Origin of the sequence: Gardnerella lacydonensis (genome assembly GCF_048545055.1) — a bacterium.
GTDB lineage: Bacteria > Actinomycetota > Actinomycetes > Actinomycetales > Bifidobacteriaceae > Bifidobacterium > Bifidobacterium vaginale_C.
This window is the reverse complement of the sequence record NZ_JBKQXT010000002.1, coordinates 1-18,629: the sequence shown is the minus strand read 5'-3', so window position 1 is coordinate 18,629 and position 18,629 is coordinate 1. Positions and strand designations below refer to the sequence as shown.

Annotated in this window: 16 protein-coding genes; 9 read left to right on the top strand and 7 right to left on the bottom strand. The window is 37.1% G+C overall.

Annotation, left to right across the window (positions count from 1 at the left end):
* The first annotated feature begins 252 nt into the window (after positions 1–252).
* Together nox and ACJV45_RS02155 are read left to right on the top strand one after the other, a co-directional pair.
* Positions 253–1,593 (top strand): H2O-forming NADH oxidase, encoded by a 1,341-nt coding sequence (gene nox, locus ACJV45_RS02160; protein ID WP_419397550.1) that lies wholly within the window; start codon positions 253–255, stop codon positions 1,591–1,593.
* 164 nt (positions 1,594–1,757) lie between these two features.
* Positions 1,758–2,891 carry a 4-hydroxybutyrate dehydrogenase gene (locus ACJV45_RS02155; protein WP_419397549.1) on the top strand — a complete coding sequence of 378 codons (1,134 nt, stop codon included), beginning with the start codon at positions 1,758–1,760 and terminating at the stop codon, positions 2,889–2,891.
* 97 nt (positions 2,892–2,988) lie between these two features.
* Here ACJV45_RS02155 and ACJV45_RS02150 read toward each other — a convergent pair whose 3' ends face one another.
* Positions 2,989–5,067, bottom strand: coding sequence for a YhgE/Pip domain-containing protein (locus ACJV45_RS02150; RefSeq protein WP_032812326.1), 2,079 nt, complete (start codon positions 5,065–5,067; stop codon positions 2,989–2,991).
* Positions 5,057–5,800, bottom strand: a complete 744-nt coding sequence (locus ACJV45_RS02145; RefSeq protein WP_419397548.1) for an ATP-binding cassette domain-containing protein — start codon at positions 5,798–5,800, stop codon at positions 5,057–5,059. The genes ACJV45_RS02150 and ACJV45_RS02145 overlap by 11 nt, the downstream gene beginning before the upstream one ends.
* 582 nt (positions 5,801–6,382) lie before the next feature.
* Here ACJV45_RS02145 and ACJV45_RS02140 point away from each other — a divergent pair.
* The 3 genes from ACJV45_RS02140 (at position 6,383) to ACJV45_RS02130 (ending at position 9,630) form a co-directional block, all read left to right on the top strand.
* The gene (locus ACJV45_RS02140) at positions 6,383–7,714 is read left to right on the top strand and encodes a Na+/H+ antiporter NhaC family protein (protein WP_016813311.1); all 1,332 of its coding nucleotides are present in this window, start codon (positions 6,383–6,385) and stop codon (positions 7,712–7,714) included.
* A gap of 189 nt (positions 7,715–7,903) precedes the next feature.
* Complete coding sequence (locus tag ACJV45_RS02135; protein WP_004123030.1) at positions 7,904–8,656, top strand: SDR family NAD(P)-dependent oxidoreductase; 753 nt, start codon at positions 7,904–7,906, stop codon at positions 8,654–8,656.
* Positions 8,657–8,667: 11 nt separating this feature from the next.
* Entirely contained in the window at positions 8,668–9,630 is a 963-nt protein-coding gene (locus ACJV45_RS02130) for a 2-keto-3-deoxygluconate permease (RefSeq protein ID WP_004123028.1), read from the top strand.
* Positions 9,631–9,802: 172 nt separating this feature from the next.
* Here the strand turns inward: ACJV45_RS02130 and ACJV45_RS02125 are convergent, their stop codons facing one another.
* Positions 9,803–10,381: a LemA family protein gene (locus tag ACJV45_RS02125; RefSeq protein ID WP_419397547.1), complete on the bottom strand. Its 579-nt coding sequence runs from the start codon at positions 10,379–10,381 to the stop codon at positions 9,803–9,805.
* Positions 10,382–10,462: 81 nt separating this feature from the next.
* Positions 10,463–11,449 carry a DUF3137 domain-containing protein gene (locus tag ACJV45_RS02120; protein ID WP_419397546.1) on the bottom strand — a complete coding sequence of 329 codons (987 nt, stop codon included), beginning with the start codon at positions 11,447–11,449 and terminating at the stop codon, positions 10,463–10,465.
* A gap of 335 nt (positions 11,450–11,784) precedes the next feature.
* On the opposite strand from ACJV45_RS02120, the gene ACJV45_RS02115 reads away from it, so the two are divergent.
* From ACJV45_RS02115 to ACJV45_RS02100, 4 genes are all read left to right on the top strand, one after another.
* Positions 11,785–12,384: a hypothetical protein gene (locus tag ACJV45_RS02115; protein WP_016813314.1), complete on the top strand. Its 600-nt coding sequence runs from the start codon at positions 11,785–11,787 to the stop codon at positions 12,382–12,384.
* A 78-nt stretch (positions 12,385–12,462) separates the two neighbouring features.
* On the top strand, positions 12,463–13,263 hold the full coding sequence (locus ACJV45_RS02110; RefSeq protein WP_004113221.1) for an energy-coupling factor transporter transmembrane component T family protein: 801 nt from the start codon (positions 12,463–12,465) through the stop codon (positions 13,261–13,263).
* Positions 13,245–14,099, top strand: coding sequence for an energy-coupling factor ABC transporter ATP-binding protein (locus tag ACJV45_RS02105; RefSeq protein ID WP_419397545.1), 855 nt, complete (start codon positions 13,245–13,247; stop codon positions 14,097–14,099). The genes ACJV45_RS02110 and ACJV45_RS02105 overlap by 19 nt, the downstream gene beginning before the upstream one ends.
* The gene (locus ACJV45_RS02100; RefSeq protein WP_419397544.1) at positions 14,096–14,911 is read left to right on the top strand and encodes an energy-coupling factor ABC transporter ATP-binding protein; all 816 of its coding nucleotides are present in this window, start codon (positions 14,096–14,098) and stop codon (positions 14,909–14,911) included. Before ACJV45_RS02105 ends, ACJV45_RS02100 begins: the two co-directional genes overlap by 4 nt.
* A gap of 241 nt (positions 14,912–15,152) precedes the next feature.
* Here the strand turns inward: ACJV45_RS02100 and ACJV45_RS02095 are convergent, their stop codons facing one another.
* The 3 genes from ACJV45_RS02095 to ACJV45_RS02085 all read right to left on the bottom strand — a co-directional run bounded on the left by ACJV45_RS02095 (position 15,153) and on the right by ACJV45_RS02085 (position 18,126).
* The gene (locus ACJV45_RS02095) at positions 15,153–16,415 is read right to left on the bottom strand and encodes an ATP-binding protein (RefSeq protein WP_019261468.1); all 1,263 of its coding nucleotides are present in this window, start codon (positions 16,413–16,415) and stop codon (positions 15,153–15,155) included.
* A 322-nt stretch (positions 16,416–16,737) separates the two neighbouring features.
* Complete coding sequence (locus ACJV45_RS02090; protein WP_419397543.1) at positions 16,738–17,577, bottom strand: nucleotidyl transferase AbiEii/AbiGii toxin family protein; 840 nt, start codon at positions 17,575–17,577, stop codon at positions 16,738–16,740.
* On the bottom strand, positions 17,578–18,126 hold the full coding sequence (locus ACJV45_RS02085; protein ID WP_004123016.1) for a type IV toxin-antitoxin system AbiEi family antitoxin domain-containing protein: 549 nt from the start codon (positions 18,124–18,126) through the stop codon (positions 17,578–17,580). It lies immediately after the preceding gene.
* Between the last annotated feature and the right edge of the window lie 503 nt (positions 18,127–18,629).

The window sequence follows — 18,629 nt, the reverse complement described above, 5'->3', positions numbered from 1 at the left end:
GAAAACTATATATACACGAATGCACTTATATAAAACACTCACGATTCTATTACATACTTCACGTTCATAGAAAAGATTAAATGGTAATTACAACTTATACAATAATCAAAAACAACACACCTAGAATCAAAATTAGCAAGACTCGTATCAATGTAATAAGATTTAGTACCAGCGTGTAACTAACGAACAATGTTGTTAACAGCACGCATATGAAAATTAAACAATAATATCAACGACGAAAAGAGATTACCGATGACCAAGATTATTCAGATTGGCGCAAATCATGCTGGCACTGCCTGCGCTAACACCATTTTGAGCTACCCAGGAAACGATCTTACAATTTACGATCAGAATAGCAATATTTCCTTCCTTGGCTGCGGTATGGCTTTGTGGATTGGCAAGCAGATTCAAAGCAGCGATGGGCTGTTTTACCAAAAGCCAGAAGATTTCGTTAAAAAAGGCGCTAAGGTAAATCTCGAAAGCAAAGTTCTAGACATTGATTACGCAAAGAAAGAAGTAACAGTCGAGCTTAAAGACGGCACTGTTATTCACGATTCTTACGACAAGCTTGTTCTCGCCACTGGTAGCCTTCCAAACAAGCCACGCATTAAAGGCATTGACTTGGAAAACGTGCAAATGGTAAAGCTTTTCCAGAATGCTCAAACTGTTATTGCAAAGCTTCAAGAGCGTGATTTCCATAATGTTGTGGTTCTTGGCGGCGGCTACATTGGCGTTGAACTTGCGGAAGCTTTTAAGCGTTTGAACAAGAACGTTACTCTTATTGACATGGAAGACCATATTCTTAACGGCTACTTTGACCCAGAGTTTTCCGATAACTTGAAGAAAATTATGGAAGATAAGGGCATTAAGTTTGAGCTTGGTCAAACTGTTGAAGAGATTGTTGGAGATACTGAGGTCAAGGCCGTTAAAACCAGTAAAGGCACTTACGACGCCGACATGGTGATTTGCGCTATTGGATTCCACCCGAATGTTGCTCTTGGAAAAGATCATTTGAAGCAATACGAAAATGGCGCTTTCCTGGTTGACAAGAAGCAGCAGACTTCCGACCCAGATGTGTACGCTATCGGCGACTGCGCTACAATCTATGACAACGCTCGAGACCGCGTAAACTACATTGCGCTCGCCACTAATGCCGTTCGAAGCGGCTTGATTGCAGGCCACAACGTTTGTGGCACTCCTGTAGAAACTGAGGGCGTGCAAGGTTCTAGCGCAATGATGATTTACGATTACAAGCTTGTTTGCACTGGTTTGAGCTTGACCGCCGCTCAAAAAGAGGGCATGGATGTTAATTACGTTGATTTTGAGGATACTCAAAAGCCTGCATTCATGGAAGTTGAGAATCCAAAGGTGAAGATTCGCATTGTTTACAAGAAAGACACTAAGGTGATTGTTGGATGCCAGTTGGCTTCTAACTACGATATGTCTGCAGCAATCCACCTGTTCTCTCTTGCTATTCAAAAGAAGGTCACGATTAAGGAGCTTGCTTTGTGTGATATCTTCTTTATGCCTCACTTCAACCAGCCATACAATTACATCACTATGGCAGCTTACACGGCTTTGTTGAAGGGCTGATTAGACTTTTCTGATTAGTTTAGACTGAATCACTTTTTACTGATTAGCTTAAATCGCGTTTATTAAACCAAGCAACCTGTTCTATAATGGAGCAGTTGCTTGGTTTTTTAATCATCCGCGCACTATTGGCATAAGACATGCAGATTAACACAAAGGAGTCTAGGATGAAACAGCTCTCTATTAAGCCAACTATTCATAAATTTGAAAATACGAGCGATTTTGCGCAAGAATTTAAGCTTGGCGAAGACGATTTGGTTATTACAAACAAGTACATTTGGGAACCTTATTTTGGCAGCTTGAACCTTGATTGCAATGTGATTTTCCAAGAGAACTACGGCAAGGGCGAGCCAAGCGACGAAATGGTTGATGCGATTGTTCGCGATATTCACACTACCCCAAAGCGCGTGATCGGCATTGGCGGTGGAACCGTTTTGGACATTTCCAAGGTTTGCGCTTTGAAGCAAACAAGCCCGCTCGAAGATTTGGTTGACGGCAAGATTCCTGTACAAAAAGGCGCGGATCTTATTCTTGTTCCAACTACTTGCGGAACTGGCTCCGAAGTTACTAACGTCGCCGTGTTCTCGCTTACAAAGCGCAACACTAAAAAGGGTTTGGCAAACGATGCTTGCTACGCTACAGACGCAGTTCTTATTCCAGAATTATTAAAGAGCCTTCCAGATTACGTTTTTGCAACCAGCTCTATTGACGCTCTTACTCATTCGATTGAGTCTGCGCTCTCCCCTATTGCAACCGAGCTTACAAAAATGTTTAGTTACAAGGCTTGCGGGCTTATTTTGCAAAGCTATATGCGAGTTGTTAAAGAAGGCAGCAGCGCAAAAAGCCAAGTTGTAAGCGACTTGGTTTCTGCAAGTCTTTATGCTGGTATTGCTTTTGGTAATGCTGGCTGCGGTTGCGTGCACGCGATGGCTTATCCCCTTGGCGGCACTTTCCACGTGGCTCACGGAGAAACGAACGCCGCGCTTCTTACAAGCGTTTTGCGATACTATGCTAAGCACGACTGCGAAAACAGCAATAGCGCAGAATACACTGAGCTTTCTAAACTTTTCGACTTCATGGCAAATATTCTAGAATGCAATAAAGCAGATGTATTATATAAGCTCGACGAAGTGCTTAACACAATTCTTCCTAAGCACAAGCTTCACGAGTATGGCATGACCGAAGACATGATTCAAAGCTGGGCTTCGAGCGTTGTTAAAGAGCAGCAGCGACTTTTGAAGAATTCCTACATGCATATGAGCGAAGATGCTATTGCCGAAGTCTACGCATCTACTTTCTAAAGTCAGATTTCACTAATTTCACTAAAAAATAATCCCCACAACAATGAAGGTTGTGGGGATTTTTGTTAATTAATAACCCTTACAGCAAGCTCAAAGCTCAAGGCTCAAGCGTTATTACAGGATGCAAATCAAACATAGTAACTGTGCGCTTTACACAATCAACAATGCTTGTTATTGCAATCGCAATAATGCCAAAGATTACAAGAATTCCAATGCTTGAGGCTATTGCGCCACTGTTTCTTCCAGCCATTGCTTGACGCAACCCCATAATCGAGTATGTCATAGGCAAATATGGGTGAACTGCTCTAAAGAACGATGGCGTCATTTGCACTGGGAAAGTTCCTGCAGAGCTAGTGATTTGCAGCATAAGTAGCACAATCGCAACTATTCTTCCTGGAATCTTAAACACTGCCATAATCATTTGCATTATAGCCATAAAGACTATTGACGCTATAATCCCCAGCGCGTAGAATTCGCCAACATTATCGATTTGCAATTTCAACGCTCCGTGAACAACGCCCATAAGAATAATCGCTTGCACAACGCCCATAAGCACAAACGGCGTAAAACTAATAAGCGCGCTTTTAAGCGGATTCATGCCATTAAGTATTGCTCGCCTATCCATAACTCTCAAAACAAAAGTTGCCATAAGCGCACCAACCCAAAGACCTATAGAAATAAAGTAAGGTGCAAAGCCGGTTCCGTAGTTTTCAACATGTGAATAATCATGCTCTTTCAACGCAACTGGAGCGCTCATCATCTTGCTTTTTTGCTTAACATTGTTGATTTTGCTAGAGTTTTGAGCATTTTTAAGCCCCTCATGTAACTTTTTAGCTCCATCAACAAGCTTTGGAGTATTTTCAGAAAGCTTTTGAACTCCAGAATTCAATTGACTTGATCCATCAACTATTTTTGAAGATCCAAGCGCAGCAGAATTAATACCATTATTGAGCTTTTCACTGCCGTTGCTTACTTTATTAAGACCTTCCGCCAGCTTATTTGCTCCAGAGGAAAGCTGAGTCGAACCATTGTGAACGCTTGATATTCCTTTAGAGACGGCGTCAACTCCAGCTTTTATCTTCAAACTACCAGAAGAAAGTGCTCCAGCACCTTGACTCAATGCCGAAAGATTCGTCTCTAAGAGCTTAGAATTTTCGCTTAATCCTCCTGCAAGACCTTGCAATTTTTCTAACACAAGCTCTTTTGTTACAAGCGGATTTTGCGCTTCAACAAGCAATTGAGCAAGCTGATTTTTTGTAGCCTCGTTTACAGCCTTAACATGTTCTTCAAGCTGCGCACTAGAATCTGAAAGCTTTTGCGCACCATTATATAATTCGTCTGTTGCGTTATGTAGCGTTTGCGCTCCACTATTTAGCTGATTTGCGCCATTTGCCAAATCGTTAGTTTTTTGAGCTAAGAATTGTGCTCCATCTTTGCTCTGTGCATTTGCATTGCTAAGCGATTGCGCTCCCTTTTGAAGTTCACTTAATCCGTTTTGTAGTTTTTGCAAAGACTGAGTAAGCTTGATCGATCCATCAGCAAGCTTATCTACTCCACCATTAAGCGATTGCATTCCTGCACTTAAATCGCCAGAACCACTCACTGCTGAATTAAGAGAATCAGAAGCAGAGTTTACTTTTTCAAACATATGCTCCCAATATTCCTGAGCAATCGCCTCGCTGATTTCACTCCTTAAAGTTCGAAACGCTGTTTTGCCTATTTGCGACGCAAGCATGTTACTAGCTTGGTCGTATTTTACGTGAAGCTTTGCTTTAGTTGGACTATCATATTCGGCTGAAGCAATGCACTTGCTAAAAGACGATGGAATAGTTGCTACCATAAAGTAATCGCCATTTTTAAGTCCTTTGTTTGCTTTAGCGCTATTTACAAAGTTCCACTGGAATCCTTCACTTCCATCTTTTTGATTCTTTAAACGATTCTTGATTTCATCGCCAACATTGCGCATTTTGCCGTTTATCATCGCACCGTTATCTTCCACAACAACTGCGACTGGAACAGTGTCTAGCGTTTTGTAAGGATTTGTAAAAGCCCATAAATATAACGAACCATATAAGAGTGGTATTAAAGCTACTGTTCCTATAACAAGTTTTCTAGCTTTTCCTTTTATGGCATTATTTAGTTCACGGAATGCAAGAGCAATAGTATTAACGTGCATTCTTACCATCTCCATTTATGTTAAGCTCATCAATGTTTCTATAATTCGCAGAGCTTAGTTTTAAAACTTGATCCGCCTGATTTTCTAGCTCACTTTGTAAGACTCCTATGCAACATGAGCAAAAATGTGTGGTAACGTATGCGCGAATATCTGCAAGCAAGCATTCACTTTGTTCACTTGTAAGCTCAGTTTCTACTCCATCTACAAAAAGAATCCACGGCTTTTTCAGCAAAGCAAGTGCGATTCCCAATCTCATTCGCTCATATGGTGTTAGATCACCAATAGCAGTTTCTCTAGGAGATAATACTTTCCAATATGCTAATAGGTTATACGCGTACTGTTGTAGAGCTTCGCGATTTTTAACATTATTCTTGTATTGTTTGCGAAATAGCGGAGATGCGCTGGCAAGTTTCAGCTCACTCATAAGCGCTTCTTCTATTGTTTGAGTCTTATAGAACTCGTTAATTCCGTTGAATATGCCCAGTCCAACATATTGACGCGATTCTCTAGTGTCTGTTGGCATATCCAAATCTGCTATTTTTAACATTCCACTTGTGAATTTCATATATCCAGATAGTGTGAGCAGCAGTGCAGATTTTCCCGAACCGTGTTCTCCAGATATTGCTACAATTTCGTGCGGCTTAACTTTTAGTGACACATTCCAAAATGGAGTTCTTGTAAATCTTTTTAATCCTAATTCTTTCGCTTCTATAAGCGTTTGTTCTTCTTGCATAATTTACATGCGGCGAAATAAGCATTTGAAGCGAAACCGTACGGCACGCTTCTATTGCAATCGCCGAGCATTCCTCCTTTTGCTCTTTAATTGTGGATTTTTAATTTTTAATTTTCAATTTTTTGGTTTTATTTTGATTTTTTTGATTATTTTGATTCTTCTAACTTCAGACTCAATATTTAATTCTGATATCGCCTATAATGATTTTGGCGACTACCTCATATTGCTATGTTGCAACAAAAGGTTATAAATTAAGAGACCAATTATTGACGTTGATCTCCTGAAAGTACTTTCATCGTACTATTCAAGGCGAACAAATATTAACTTATTTTTAGACATTTTGTTCATTTGTTTATGTTTTAACCATAAAAACACGATATATAGTGACAAAATGTCACATTTATGATTCAAACATGTAAATTTCAAGCATACTTAATATCTTTATTTTGCCAATAAAAATTTTACGTATGTCTTTATGTTATATTGTCTTTAATTATTAAAATTGAAAAAATATCAAAATTAAAAAAACATATTATTTGCAAACATAAAAATGAAGATAACTTTAAAAAGAGGTGAAACAGTATGCAAATTTTAAACATTCTATGCAATCCGGTAATCGTATCGGTTGTAGTGTTATGCGTGTTAAGTCTTGCAAAACTTAATGTTTTACTCGCAATGATTGTTGCATGCGTTGCAGGAGGCATAGCTGGGCATCTCCCTCTTTTTGGAGATGGGAATCACACTATTATGGCTTTGCTATGTGATGGTTTCTCAACAAACGCGCAAACTGCGCTCGCCTACATTCTTCTTGGAACCTTTGCAGAGGCAATTACTTCAACTGGATTAGCTCAAATTATTTCTAAGAAGATCAGTCAAATAATTGGAAATAAAAAATATGTTTTGCTTGCGATTTTAACTTTGATCGCTTGCATGTCTCAAAATATTGTGCCTGTTCACATTGCTTACATTCCTATTCTTATTCCGCCAATTTTACGAGTTATGAATAAGATGAAGCTAGATCGCCGTGCTGCAGCATGTTGTACAGCATTTGGTCTTGAAGTTCCATATATTGCTATTCCTTTTGGCTTTGGCTTAATTTTCCAAACGGTTATTGCAACTAATCTTTCTAAAAACGGTATGAAGGTTAGCGTTGCAGACGTTAGTGCTGTGAACTGGTATTTAGGTGCAGCAATGCTTGCCGCACTCCTATTCGCCGTGTTTGTGCTATACAGAAAGCCTCGTGAATACACTACAACTGAATCAGACACTCGCGCTGCAGACGCTGTGGTTGGTGGTCTTACTAGCCGCCATTACGTAACTATTCTCGCGATCATTGTGGTTGTCATTGTGCAAGTTATTAGTAAGGATCTTTCGCTTTCTTCTATTGCAGGTCTTGCAACCATGATTATTTTTGGAGCCATAAAATGGAATGATATTGATAAGCAGCTTACTGGTGGCGTAAAACTCATGGGTCTTATCGCTTTTGTTATGCTTATTGCCGGCGGCTACGCTAACGTAATTCAAGCCACTGGTGGAGTTAATGAACTTGTACACATAGGCGTTGCAGCAATGGGACAAAACAAGATAATCGCCGCATTCGTAATCACGATTATTGGTTTGCTCGTTACTATGGGAATTGGCACTTCGTTTGGAACTGTTCCTATTCTTGCGGTTTTATTCGTTCCACTCTGCCAAAGCATTGGTTTTAGCACTCCTGCAACAATTCTTCTTATGTCTTCTGCAGCGGCTCTTGGAGATGCAGGCTCTCCTGCTTCCGACACAACGCTTGGACCTACTGCTGGATTGAACGCAGACGGTCAGCATAGCCACATTTGGGATACTTGCGTTCCAACATTCCTTATTTTTAACATTCCACTCATGGCGGCAGGTATTGTAATATCGCAGTTTATTTAGATACCTATTTATGTATTTAAGAGTTTGTTGATTTATGAATTTATAGTTTATGTTTTATGACTTTTAAACATAAAAATTCATAAGTTATTCTTTAAAAATTAAATACATTAATACAAATTTGTTAACAATAGCATTTAAGAGTAGACTCAGCCATGTTATTATCTCTTTTTCAGAAAGAAGGTAAAAACAATGAATTTCACAAATGACGTGGTCATTGTAACAGGAGGCGCTCAAGGAATCGGCAGAGAAGTCGTCCGAGGCGTACTAGATGGAGGCGGAAAAGTAATTATCGCCGATATCAATGAAGAAAAAGCAAACCAAACAAAATCTGAATTAGGTTCAGATAATATCTTTGTCTATAAGATAAATCTTGGTGATGTTCAAAATGTTAACGACGTTTTTGCGCAAATCATCAAAGATTTTGGCAAAGTAGATGTTTTGGTAAACTGCGGCGGCGTTGTTTCAACTGTTCCATTTGAGCAGTTAACAGACGCTGAATTTGATAGAACAGTAAAGATTAATCTTTACGGAACTTACGCAACAAACCATGCTTTATTTGAGCATTTTAAGGAAAATGGCGGCGGAAGAATCGTAAACGTTAGCTCTGTGGCTGGAAAGATTGGCGGCGGTTTACTAGGAACAGCAGCATACGCAACATCTAAAGCTGGTGTGAATGGTTTAACAAAAGCCGTTGCAAAAGAAGGCGGCAAGTATGGTATTCGTTGCAACGCAGTATGCCCATCTTATACTGAAACACCAATGACTCAAGCTTTGAAGGAAGACAAGGAAAAAGAAGCAAAAATTATTAATGCTATTCCTTTGCACCGCAAAGCACAGCCTGTGGAAATTGCGCAAATGATTCTATTCTTTGCAGCTAAAGAATCTTCCTTCGTCAACGGAGAGATTGGCGATGTTGATGGCGGAATCGTATTAGACGGCTGACGGAGAAAATCATGTTCGCAAATCTAAAAAGCCAAAGCACAAAAATAGACTTAAAGAAAATAAAAATTCCAGGAGCTACAATTGTTGTTCCTCTATTTATAGGCTGCTTAGTGAACTCATGCTTCCCAGCATCCTTAAAAATAGGTGGTTTTACAACAGCGGTAATTAATGGAACTGGTCCTTTGGTTGGCGCATTCATGCTTTGCATCGGAGCAAGTCTTTCATTTAAGAATGCTCCTAAAGCTTTATGGCGAGGTGCCGTAATTATTAGCGTTAAGATCCTAACTGCTATTGTTATTGCTCTGCTTGTTTCCAAGTTCTGCAATAATAATCTGCTTGGATTGTCAATGTTGTCTATTTTGGGCGCAATGACTGTAGCCAATAATGCGCTTTATTCTGGCATTACAGCAAACTACGGCACTGAAGTAGATCGTGGAGCTGTAGCTATGACAACCATAAGCGTTGGCCCAACAGTAACCATGATTGTTATGAACTCTTCTGGGCAAGCCGTAATACCATTCTGGCAAATTGTTGGATCGATTTTACCTCTTGTTTTGGGAATGATTCTAGGAAATTGTTTCCCTTACATGAAGAAGCAACTGGTTAATGGCATAATACCTATAACCATGATTCTCGGCTTTGTTCTAGGAGCAAACATGAACTTTGCTCAACTAGTTGAAGGCGGACTTTCTGGTGTGCTGCTTGGCATTATAGTACTTTCTGGATTTGTGTTTACAGTATTAGCAGATCGTTTCTTAACTAGAGGCTCTGGTATTGCTGGTGCTGCTATAAGTAGTACTGCAGCAAGTGCTGTTGCAACACCAGCTGCAATGATGGCTATAGATCCAAATTTGGCAAAAGCCGCATTAATAGCGACTCCTCAAATTGCTGCCGCAGTAATTATTACTGCCTTGGCTACGCCATGGTTGACTGCACTAGTGAGTAAAAAATTTGCTAAAAAATCTAGCAAGTAATCAATAGATAATAAATAAAAAATAGATAATAAATAAAATAAGTAATTCAGCCCTGCAAAATAAAATTTGTGGGGCTGAATTACTCTTGCAATAGCTTTTCGCAATAAAATCTCAATATCGCAAGTAGCCAATCGCCGCAAATTTGCGATGATTGGCTACTTCAATATGACATTTAGCTCAATATGCTATCAATATTCTTCTTATTGCTTAGATCATCTTCACTAAGAAAATCCATCTGCTTTATTCCGCTTAAACTTGCAATAATCGATACTGGAAATGTAACGATATCTTGATTAAGAGTGCTGATGTTACTATTTACTATTCTTTTTGCTGCCGCCAGCTGCTCGTTTTCATCGTTTATTTCCTCTTGCAAATTCAAAAATTGTTCAGAAGATTTTAATTCTGGGTAAGCTTCTGCTAAAGCATAAATCTTCCCTATCGCATGATTCTGATTTTTTATTACCGCACTAGAATCATCAGAGTTTAAGCCTTCTCTTAGACTCACTAAATCCACTAATGTTGTTTTTTCATATTTTGCAAATGACTGTGCAACTTTGAACATTTGGCAAATCGTGTCATATCTTTTAGCGAGCGCAATATCAACGTTTTTCTGCGACTCTTTTATAATCACTCTATATTTTCTTAATCTATTTAAAGTGCCAATAAACCAACCAATAATCATCACAAGCACTATTGCAATAACTATTAAAATGGTGTCCCTATCCATAATGTCATCCATAATGTCACTCATAATGTCTCCTTTAGTTCTAGTCTTTCTCTAGTCTTAGTTTTTCTACTTTTGCAATTCGCTAGTATTGAAATTTTCTAGCTTCTAATTTTGCAATTTTTCTCTAATTAAGCTGATTACCTCGTAATACTCAGCCAAAACATCTCTAAATTTTGCGTATTCTCTTGTTAAAGATAGGTTTTCTATTCCAGATTTTCCTGGAGCGCCGAATAGATACCGACCAGAGTCAAAAGCTGCAATAATATGTTCGCTATCTAAATATACGCAAATTCTCATTCTTTTTTGCAAATTATTCAATATTTCTATAAAACTTGGATCTAATACCAGCTTCGTATAAAAATCGTCTGTAGAAAAGATTGAATACGAATTGTTAAATTCAATGGATTCTGTTTGGACTTCGCTCTCTTCTTTTGTTTTTTTGCCATAATATCCATTTAGTTTTTGCCCCATAAAGCTCTTTCCAGTAACTGGAACGATTCTAATATGACCATTTATATTGGTTTTTGTGTTTATTAATAAGACTTGCCCAATAAAATCCGTTTTTTTGACAGTTTTTCCACTTTCACTTCTAGAAAAGTGCATTGCTTGCATATTTGAAAATTCGGTTTTAGATTCATCGCCAAAAATTATGTGTTTATTTGAATAATACCTACTCGATATTGGCAGAAGATTATTAAAAATACTATTGTCAATTCCTTCAGAATTTTCTAATACCGTTCCAGGCAGAATCGCATTTAGAATCGGCGTTAAAACATTATCCGCGTATAGCGAGCTTACATCAACCTTATTACTTACAAAAAACTTACCAGCAAAGCAAACAACAAAAGCAATTACTATGAGTAAAGGATATTTATAAGTAGAGTAATCAAACGAAGGAAGATAATTGCCAACAGCACCAATAATCAGCACTACTGGTATTAATGGGATTAAACGCATTGGGTCAAAAGCGTTGTTTTTTACGCCGTCTTTTAACTCATTTAGTTTCCCTTGCATTTGGGGAGATTTTTCTAATTTATTAAGTCTTTCTAAAACTTCTGGATCTGTAAACACGCTACTATGCTTTACATTCATCGTCATCTCCCTCTTATAATCGCCAATATTTTCGTAACAACATTTTTATAAAAGGCATAAAAGGCTCTTATATTTTTTTATCATAAATAATCATTATTTGGAATAGTTGAATAATAACGACTTTGATTTTGAACAACTTTGATTTTGCTAGCAAAGTAGCTTAGATGTGATTATTTTCAATAAAGATCTAATACAAAACAAATAGCAAAGAACAAAATAACACAAAATAAACAATATAACAATTTATAACACATTAATTTTCAACTACTTTAATAACATTTGGCAAAGCGTATAATGAACTTGAATTTATTCCTTAACTGATAGGAAATTCCAAAATGGTAAATAAACTAAAGAATATTTGGAGCGTTAAATTAACTACTGCTTCACTCGTACTAATACCAGCCGCAATTGGCATAAATTATGTTGCAAAACTATTTGCAAGCATGCTAAAACTACCACTTTGGCTTGGCACACTAGGCACTTGCATTTCAGCATGCTTAGCAGGCCCAGTTGTAGGCGGAATTGCGGGATTTTTAACTAATATTGTTTACGGCTTAACGATTGATCCAATTTCTACAGTTTATAGCATTACAGCTGCAGCAATTGGTGTAAGCGTTGGAATCGCTGCACGATTAAAATATATGGACAAAGGCTTGCACATTTTTATAACAAGTCTTATTGTTGCAGCAATCGCAATAATCATTTCTACACCTCTAAACATGATTTATTGGGGCGGAACCACCGGAAACGTTTGGGGTGACGCTGTTTTTGCAGCAATGGGTTCCAAAGGCTTCTTTGCGTCATTCGTAGATGAGCTTGTTGTAGACATACCAGACAAGATTGTTGTTTTGTTCCTTGCAGCTGGAATTTATAAAGTTCTTCCTAAGAGTTTAATAGCTATCTATCAATCCGATGACGAAGATCTTGATAAATAAACGTTTATCGCAAACAAATAAATCACATAAACGCTAAGATTTACAAGTTTTAATATAAGCACAATAAGACGAGATAGTATGAAAAGCATAAGCCTATTTGAAGATAAGAATTCGTTTTTAAACGGATTATCTGCAAAAACCAAACTTGCATACGTAATATGCGCTATAAGCACACCGGGTTTGCTTGGAGGCTATACTTCTTTCGCTATCTTTATTATTTTGAGCCTAATATTACTTGCAACATCAAGGGTCCTAGCAAAAATAAAAATTGTAATACAAGTTACTGGTTTTATTATTGTAACTATTTTTATAGTTCAGACTTTCTTTAGATCGGGAAACTATACGATTTTATTCAAACTAGGACCTTTGATTGCTCGCAAAGAAGGTTTTGAAGTAGCAATGAAGATCGTGCTAAATATATTAAATATTTCGTTTGCGTTCTGTGTTTTAACGCTTACAACTAAACCTTCCGATATGATGCAAGAGATGATACAAGCTGGTTTACCACCTAAAATGGGCTATGTTTTTGTCTCGCTATTTCAAATCATTCCTCAAATAACACAGCAAACTTCGACTATTGTTGACGCTCAAAGAAGCAGAGGATTGAAAACAAAAGGTTCCCTAATAACACGTTTCAAAGCTTTTTTGCCTCTGATATCCCCGATTATAATGTCTTCATTTATGAGTTCTAAAGAAAGAACTATAGCTTTAGAAGTTCGCGGATTTTCATGCAATAATCAAAAAACATTCATAAAACCATTTAAGCCAAGTAAATACAATACGCTATTTTTATGCGCTTGTTTAATCGTAATAGTCGCATCTATTATTTACGCGTTACTCAATAATTTAGGATATATAGCATGGCAGCTATTCATATAGAGCACTTAAAATATCGCTATCCTTATAGTAAAACTCTTGCACTCAATGACATTTCTTGCGATATTAATAAAGGCGAATCTATTGGAATAATAGGTGCTAATGGAGCTGGAAAATCAACCTTATCGCAAGCTATTTTAGGTCTTGTTCCCAATCTTTACCACGGAGCTTACGGCGGCAAAGTTGAGGTAGACGGTCTTAACGCAAAAACTACGCCAATAGATAGTCTTTGTAAAAAAGTTGGTTTAGTTTTCCAAAATCCTTTTAATCAAATTACTGGCTCTAAGCTTACTGTGTACGAAGAAATTGCGTTTGGGCTTGAAAATCTTGGCGTTGAGCAAAACGAAATGCAAAATCGCGTAGAGAAAATCATGGAGATGCTTAACATTGCTCATCTTAAAGATTGTTCTCCATACGATTTATCTGGCGGTCAAATGCAGCGCATGTCTATTGCCGCTATTTTAGTTATGCAACCAGAAATAATAATTTTAGACGAGCCTACTTCGCAGCTTGATCCTAAAGGTTCGGAAGAGGTTTTTAAGTCTGTAGAATCCTTAAAAAATCAGGGTCAAACTATTATTATGGTTGAGCACAAAATGGAAAAAATCGCGCAATATAGCGACCGCGTAATGCTTTTAAGCGAAGGAAAACTCGTTGATTTTGATACTCCGCAAAAAATCTTTTCTCGCGAAGACTTGGAAGAATATGGCGTAAATCCTCCTATTTATACTCAAATTTGCAAAAAACTTTCGCTAAAAAGCGATAATGGCTTGTACCCAATAACTCTTGAGCAAACATCACGCATTTTAAGCTCGCACGAAGGGAATCGCTTATCATGACTCCTACTATTGAAATACGAAATGTGTCTTTTTCTCATACTCCAACAACACAAATATTCGATGATCTCAATTTGTCTTTTGCACCTGGAGCATGCGCTATTGTTGGTCAAAATGGCACTGGAAAAACAACTTTACTAAAAATCCTTAGAGGACTTCTTACGCCAAAATCTGGAAGCGTTTTATTAAATGGTAAAGATATTGCAAAATGTAGTGTTCCATCTCTTGCTAAAGATATTGGCTTTGTATTCCAGAATCCAGATGACCAGATTTTTGAATCAACTGTTATACGCGAAGTAATGTTTGGACTTTTGAAAATTGGAATTGATAAAGATAAAGCATTGATTCAAGCAAAAGAAAGTCTAAAACTTGTAGGACTTTTAGATAAAAGCGAGATAAATCCTTACGATTTAAGTCTTTGCGAAAGAAAAATGGTTTCTATTGCGTCAATTTTAGCAATGAATACGCAAGTTGTTATTTTAGATGAGCCTACAATCGCTCAGGATGATTGCGGAAAACGTTGTATTGAATCAATTATTAAACGCCTTGTTTTGCAAGGAAAAACTATTATAGCTGTTCTTCATGATATGAATTTTGTGGCTCGAGTATTTAATCGCGTTGTTGTGCTTGCAAATGGTCGAATTCTTTTTGACGGTGCTGCGCGCGACGCTTTTAGGCGAGACGACATACTTTCTATTGCACAGCTCGACAAGCCAGATGTTGTGAAGCTGTGTGAGAAACTGGGTTATGAAGATACGTTCCTATCTGTTGAAGAATTTGTGAACACTTATCGTGAACGAAATAATCGTGGGTAAAATAAACGAAAATAAAAAAAAAATAAAGGCGACCTTAACTATCAACTAGTCAAAGCCGCCTTTATTTGGATAGATTTTACTTTATACCAACAATATTATCTATCAGCTGCGCATTGTTTTCCTCTTGCACAAAACCATAAAACCAACAATCGCAAAGCATCCAATACCAAAGTAGCCAATCGCTGCAAATTTGCACCTAATGACTACTGGTACCATCTCAGCTGTGAAAAATCACAAAACCTTACATGTAAATAGTTTCAGGATTAAGAAGGAAATTCAGCAATCCCAATACAAGAACGCCTTCCTCAGTATGCCAAGGCTTTACGCTCCCACCAACAAGAATAATCTTACGGAACGCATCGCTAATATTCATCAGAGATTTCTCTTCTTGCAACGTCTTCTCTCTAGTAGGTAACGCAAGCGCAGATTGAATATAAAATCTTTGATCTGCCTTATTTACAACAAAATCAACTTCCGTTTGTTTGCGAACTGATTTGCCATTTTTATTCACTTCACTAACTTGCACACTACCAACATCCACCTTATAACTAAGACGTTTTAACTCATTGTAAATAACATTTTCCATTATGTGAGTTTCTTCCATCTGCCTAAAGCCAAGCAACGCATTCCTCACACCAAGATCCGTAAAATAATACTTCACAGGACTACCTATATACTTCCTGCCTTTAATGTCATATCGAATAGCACTCTCTAAAAGGAACGAATCTTCTAAATAAGAGATATATCTCTCAACAGTCGTTCTTGTAGTCGAAACCTGTGAAACAGATTTAAACGTTTGGACGATTTTTCTAGTGCTAGTTAAAGCGCCAATAGAAGAAGCGATTACTCTAGTAACATCATCAAGTTCACTTCTTTTCCGTATTGCATGACGATCAAGAATATCTCTTTTATAAGTGTTTTCAAAAACTGATTGAAGAAACTCACGTTTTTGCTCATCGCTTTCCATTAAAACAACTTGAGGAAGACCGCCAAATCTCCAATATTCTTCCCAAGCGTCTCGCTCATCTTTTTCATTAACAGACATAAATTCAGAAAACGAAAGAGGGTAAATTCTAATCTGATCACTTCTTCCTCTAAATTCTGTAACGATATCCGACGAAAGGAATTTAGAATTACTACCGCTAACGTAAACATCTAGATTACTAATATGCAGGAAACTATTAAGCACATCTACAAAATCATCCATCATTTGAACTTCATCAATAAACAGGTAGTATGTCTTATCGTCTTTCAGAAGCTCATCAACATGCGCAAGAATATTATCAGGATTACGCAAGTCTTTATTTCTTCTATCATCTAGTGCTATGCGGATAATATGATCATCTTCTACACCATCCGCAATCAAATGGTCATAAAATAGTTTCATTAAAATATACGTTTTACCGCATCTGCGCATGCCAGATATTACCTTGATAAGACCATTATTTTTCGCCGAATCAAGCTTTTGGATATAATAATCTCTCTTTATTTCTTTAACAGGCATATCTGCATCCTTTCAATAAGTATTGTGCAAACGTACTGCGATATTGATATGCAAATCTTTTTATTGTTACTATCGTTACACAAATCTTTCCACTAACATTGCGAAAAGTATGCATAAGTGAACGATTGTAAAGTAGTAAATCCCAAAGTAGCCAATCGCTGCAATTTTGCACCTAATGGCTACTATTATAATCTGGATAATTTAAACTCTCAATATCCCAAAGTAGCCAATCGCTGCAATTTTGCACCTAATGGCTACTAGCGCATAACTCCCAATGATTTAGAAAAGCCAGCAATCACTTCAAGTATTTCAATGCAAAATTCTATTTAAGCAATTTCAACAATGCATCCAGGCTTAGTAACACACTGCTAAAATCAATGTCTTTAGCATAAGAATATTTACGCTGATATGACAACCACAATAAAGAAAGTCTCTCATCACAAGCGATACTTTCATAAATACCTTTAAGATTATCTATAATATTTTCAGTTTTACGATTTTCACAAGTTGCATGAAAAGCACGCTTAAGAATCTCCCTATCTACATCTCTTTTATGTGAAACAAGTAGCACGTGAACATCATAAAAATCTCTCATACGCGTATTAAGAATTCCGCGCGATAAAATAGTTTGCAATTTTTCCGCAAACACTGTTTCAATATTGTAAGAAAGAATAGAAATAGAACGATCCTCCAACATCAACTTATAGTCATACTCAATTGCGCGTGGTGTAATAGTAGCTCCCGTAGAAACATCAATCTTTATTGGCGTTATCATTCTTCCAATTCGTGAATCAAGCGCAAAACGAATACCTGGATATTCCATATCATCCATAATTTTCATTGCACTTTTAATAGTAAAATCAACTCCATCGTCTATGTCTATACGAGATATATCCTCAATCATTTTTTTCGTATTCTCAAGAGACAAATCATAATTTTGAATAGTCGTATCTATATCCATAGTGGATCGCATAGAAATACCAAGCAAAGATGTTACTAGAACACCGCCTTTTACAATAAAATTGTTGCGATATTTTGAAACTGACACACGCTCTAAGTAGCGTTCCATCATGTAAAGACGCATTAACACACTAGAATCTGCGTTATTTAGTTCGGCGAGATTTTTGATTCTACCTCTTATTTGCGCATCAGTTAAATTCACTTATAGTAACACCTCAAAATACTTGCGAACAACATTGTTTACTCTAAAAAGTTTCGCATACTCCATCAACAAATTAAGATCCTTGTCTGGTCTAGCAATATAGGATTTCAAGATTGTATTAAATTCTTGAATCTCAATTAAATTTCTGCTTCTAAACGCGTCACAGACACTTCTTTCAAGATCATACATTGGTACTTTATTACCGAGATTATCCGTGACTAAAATCTTTCCAACTTCAAGCAATTCTTTTTTTACGCTATAAACTTTCACATTGCACGATGCTTTAAGCCTGTGAGCATTAAAACCACTATAAACAGTAATAGTGTGAGTAATTGGCTCCATATCAACTAATCCATGATAAAAGAAAGCTTCGTCGTGAGAGAAAACAGCAGACGGTGAACGCTTATGAATAAGAAGCAACTCATCTACCCAAGAGTCTTTAGACGCGTATATTCCACCGCTTAACTGTTCTAGTTCATTATCTTTAACAAATTTATAAAACTTATATTTTGACAGTCCGCAAGATTTTGCTTCTTTCAAAGTAATCATATTGCTGCCATTAGCGTTTAATAATGTGGCGATAACACTCACCGTCCTTTCGTGCATATATTGTAACTTATATTAGCACGATTGGATGAATTATATTAAATTTTACTATCCTATTACTATCACGATTACTATCACGATTTACGCTAATAGAATTCTGTGATTACCGCCCACCTACTTAATGACATGTTTATTCTGATTTCATATGCGATATCAGCATAAACGTATCAAATGCGCAAGCAAAAACCAAAATCATCAAATCGCAAAATAACCAAACCAAGATTAGCAGTAACCACAAAGTAGCCAATCGCTGCAATTTTGCACTTAATGGCTACTGGCATTGTTCTTTCGCAGTTTATTTAAATATTTTTAATAGGAAATAAAAGTATTTCGAAACGCGAATAAGTGTTTATTGATAAAATTATCAATAAACACTTATATTTTTTATCAAAATCGTTATAATGTAATATGCAATTATGTATTTGTTATATTTTATGAAATAAAGT